This is a genomic window from Kaarinaea lacus, from assembly GCF_975902315.1.
The window spans coordinates 1-3,574 of the sequence record NZ_CDLKIE010000291.1 but is presented as its reverse complement, the minus strand read 5'-3'; the positions used below and the strand labels follow the sequence as shown (position 1 = coordinate 3,574).

Sequence of the window (3,574 nt, the reverse complement as noted above, 5' to 3'; positions counted from 1 at the left end):
TTGATGCTAACCAGTTCATGTCCCATTTTTAGTACCCAGATTTTAATATCTTTAACAAAGCCAGGATCAGTCGTAGAAATTTTGATAAGTTCATTATGCGCGCAATTTATAATTTGTTTCTTGACATGCATAATGGGACCAGGACAGGTCATGCCTGTAACATCGATATGCCTGACTTTTTCCGCCGCAGTGCTGTCACTGTTACGTGGATCAATTTGTTCTTCATTTAGATTACTATCGCTAATTTTAGTGCTTTTTAATGGTATCGGCACAATAGACGCTGAAAATCGTTTAAGAGTCTGATTAATTGACCGCTCTTGTTGTACCACCTTGTAAAGCTTCTGTCCGCCGCTAAGATTCCGTACATCATTAAATCCATATTGTTTAAGTATCCTGGAAGCAAAGTATCCTTTTTTGCCCTGTTGGCAATAAACCACAATTGTTTTGTCGAAAGGCAATTCCTGGTAGCGGCTGCGCAGTTCGCCGAGTGGGATATGCATTGCGCCATCCAGACAGCCAAGCTCATATTCTTCGAGCGTCCGAACGTCGAGTAGTAGTGCGCCCTTACTAACATAATCATCCAGTTCATCCCAGTGTATGACCTGGTAGTCATGTTCCTGCATGTTAATAGACGTCATGGCAATGAGGTTGACAGGATCTTTGGCGGAGGAGAAAGGAGGGGCATACGCCAACTCCAGCTCAGCAAGATCGTGAATGGTTCTTTCAAATTTTATCGCGCTGGCAAAAACATCGATGCGCTTATCAACCCCTCTTGACCCTACTATTTGCGCGCCCAGGATTCGGCCAGTTCTTGCAGTAAATAGCAACTTGATAATGAGTGGGAAAGAATCGGGGTAGAAGCCTGCATGAGAAAGCGTTTCAATATAGCTCTTTTGATAGTTTATTGACTTGCTTTTAATCTCCTGTTCAGATAATCCAGCGATGCCTATTGTTAAGTCGAACACTTTAGCGATTGCGTTGCCGTGCGCACCATCGAATACTTTGTGCATTCCGCAGATATTGTCCGCAACAATGCGCGCCTGCTTTTGTGCGATACCTGCTAACGGAATAAGTGACTGCTGATTGGTAATGTTGTTTTGTACTTCAATGGCATCCCCGAGGGCAAATATATCTTCGTCAGAAGTAATCAATCTTTGGTCAACCTTGATTCCTCCGTGACTGCCTATCTCCAGCCGGCAATGGCGTGCCAGTCTGTTGTTTGGTTTTACCCCTATACACAGGAAAATCACATCTGCCGCGAGAAAAACGCCGCTTTCTAATTCGGCACCATTATCCGTGATACGATTCAGGCTGTCATTAAGTACCAGGTTGACATTTTTAGATCGCAAGTGTTGCTGAAGAACGGCGGCCATTTCATAGTCCCAGGCACCCATGACCTGGTTCGAATTGTCAAGGACATGTACGTTGATGCCCCTTGTTCTCAAATTTTCTGCTAACTCAAGACCAATAAAACCCGCACCTACAATTAATGCCGTTTGACAGTCATTTTCCTTTACATAGTTATAGGCGTAGTCTGTGTCTTCAGCGTTGCGTAGTGTGAATACATTTGAGTTTGTAGCGCCTTCAACATCGGGAATGACAGGTAGTCCACCTGGCGCCAGAACCAGTTTGTCATAGGATTGTTCGTATAACGTGCCATTCTGGTTATCTTTCACGAGCACTTTCTTACGTGATCGGTCGATGGCAATCAGTTCACTATTGGTTCGCACGTCTACATTAAGCAGTTCCACAAATTCTTCTTCCTCGACAACATTCAGGCGCTGCCGATCACTTATTACGCCACCCAGATAGTAGGGTATGCCGCATGTTGCAAAAGAAATAGTGGCGCTTTTCTCGATAATTGTAATTTCGGCTGTCTCATCCAGTCTACGCAAGCGAGCAGCAACGCTGGCGCCGCCTGCTGATCCCCCGACAATAATTACCTTCATGTTTTTCCCCTTCTATCTATGCTGTATGTTCTATCTCACAATTTCTGTGAATGTTCTTAGCTAATTATTGATGGCATATATACATGGCGCATCCCTGCTAGTTATTGATACCCTGTTACAGAAAATTTGAAAATTAATTCTGTTTAAATTTGAATTGCAATATGCGCAGGCAAATATAATCGTAGATCCAGATCCAGATCCTGAACCGATTTATTAACGACGCAAAGTCAATGCTATGATCTGGCAAGATCTAAGGTGCTGGAATCTCATTGTGCGGCACCGCGTGAGCCTGTTGCTTAAAAGTCCTGGCTCGCTATTGTATTTGCGCGCCCGGCATTAACGATGGAATAAATTTTTGCCCGAATTTCGAAATCTTCACCGGCATTATCCGATCTCCCGGAAATCAGTAAATTTTTATCGCGCGCGAAACTGATATTTGGTGGTATGTTAGTGAGTTTATCGTCAGGTATGGCCTGGCCGGTGATATCAAATATCTCCAGTCCAACATATGTTATTGTTATACCATTGCCGACTGGTGAGCGCATTTTACTTTCCGCATAATAAAAATCGCCATGGCTGTTCCAGGTGTTTATCGAATGAAAATCAATATTGCGTGATGTTATTGGAGTGGCGCTGAGTTTTTTAATGATAAGGCTGAATCCGTTCGATTTGTTATTGGCCTGGTTATAAAATCCATAAATCGGTGAACTGGCCGTATCAGGTATAGTGGTGTCGAAGGTGTATGTGCTGGTCAGGCTCTCGCCGAGTTTGATTCGGTCTGCCATTGCATTATCTGGATCATAAATATGATCAACAACGGCTTTTATTTGAAAAGTGACCTGTTCTGCATATGCAATGTTAGCCGCCAAAAATACTATGACTAATGTTAATAATTTTTGTATTGTGCGCACTGATCTACCCCTTTAGTGGCTTATCTTACCTGTTGTTTTCTAAGCGTTTGTCTTCCTGAATGCGTTGCTCACTGTATTCGGTAATTACTATTGATACCAAACAGGAAAAATTTTGAAAAATATCCCTGGGCGAACCGGGTGAGATTACGTGTTTTGAGGGTTGGCTGAGTTAGGAGCCAGGTAGATTGCGGGCGGGATGGGCTTAGCAGGTAGAGCAAATAATGAAAAACTGCCTTGCCACGATATAGTGCAAACTTTGACGGTTATTTTTCTTTGCTATGGCTGTTGTCGTTGACTACTCGGTAAACCAGGGTTTGTTGTGCTATTGAATGGATTGGCAGCTCGGTTAAGGTGTTGAAGAAATCCGGGTAATTAATTTCTTCACCTGCCTTGAAAATATTAGACCAGGGAATATTGTTCGTTTCAGGATTTTGCTGAAAGCCAAAAACCAGAAATGCCTCTACGTCCTCCTTGTGGCCAGCGTAATTGCTTACCGCCAGTGTAAAGTGCGAATTATCCAGTTCAGGAATAGCCAGGGTGCTACCTGCTTTAAGCAGGTTATTTTTGTGATACGGCGAAGGGAAAATAGGGATGATATTGTTTGTTGAAGTGTAGTTGGCGATTAAAACGTACATGTCTTCTTTGGCTTTTACCTTGATTTGAACCCGCTCGCCATTAGTATAGGTTTTTTTATTCAGGGTTGCGGAAATATTA

General features: G+C 43.1%; 3 protein-coding genes. All 3 read right to left on the bottom strand.

Features of this window, described 5'->3' with window-relative positions; genetic code table 11:
* A partial coding sequence (locus ACWVCM_RS09200) for an FAD-dependent oxidoreductase (protein WP_455201444.1) occupies positions 1 to 1,949 on the bottom strand: 1,949 nt, incomplete at its 3' end.
* 296 nt (positions 1,950 to 2,245) lie between these two features.
* Entirely contained in the window at positions 2,246 to 2,860 is a 615-nt protein-coding gene (locus tag ACWVCM_RS09195) for a hypothetical protein (protein WP_455201443.1), read from the bottom strand.
* Between the two features lie 263 nt (positions 2,861 to 3,123).
* A partial coding sequence (locus ACWVCM_RS09190; RefSeq protein ID WP_455201442.1) for a DUF4384 domain-containing protein occupies positions 3,124 to 3,574 on the bottom strand: 451 nt, incomplete at its 5' end.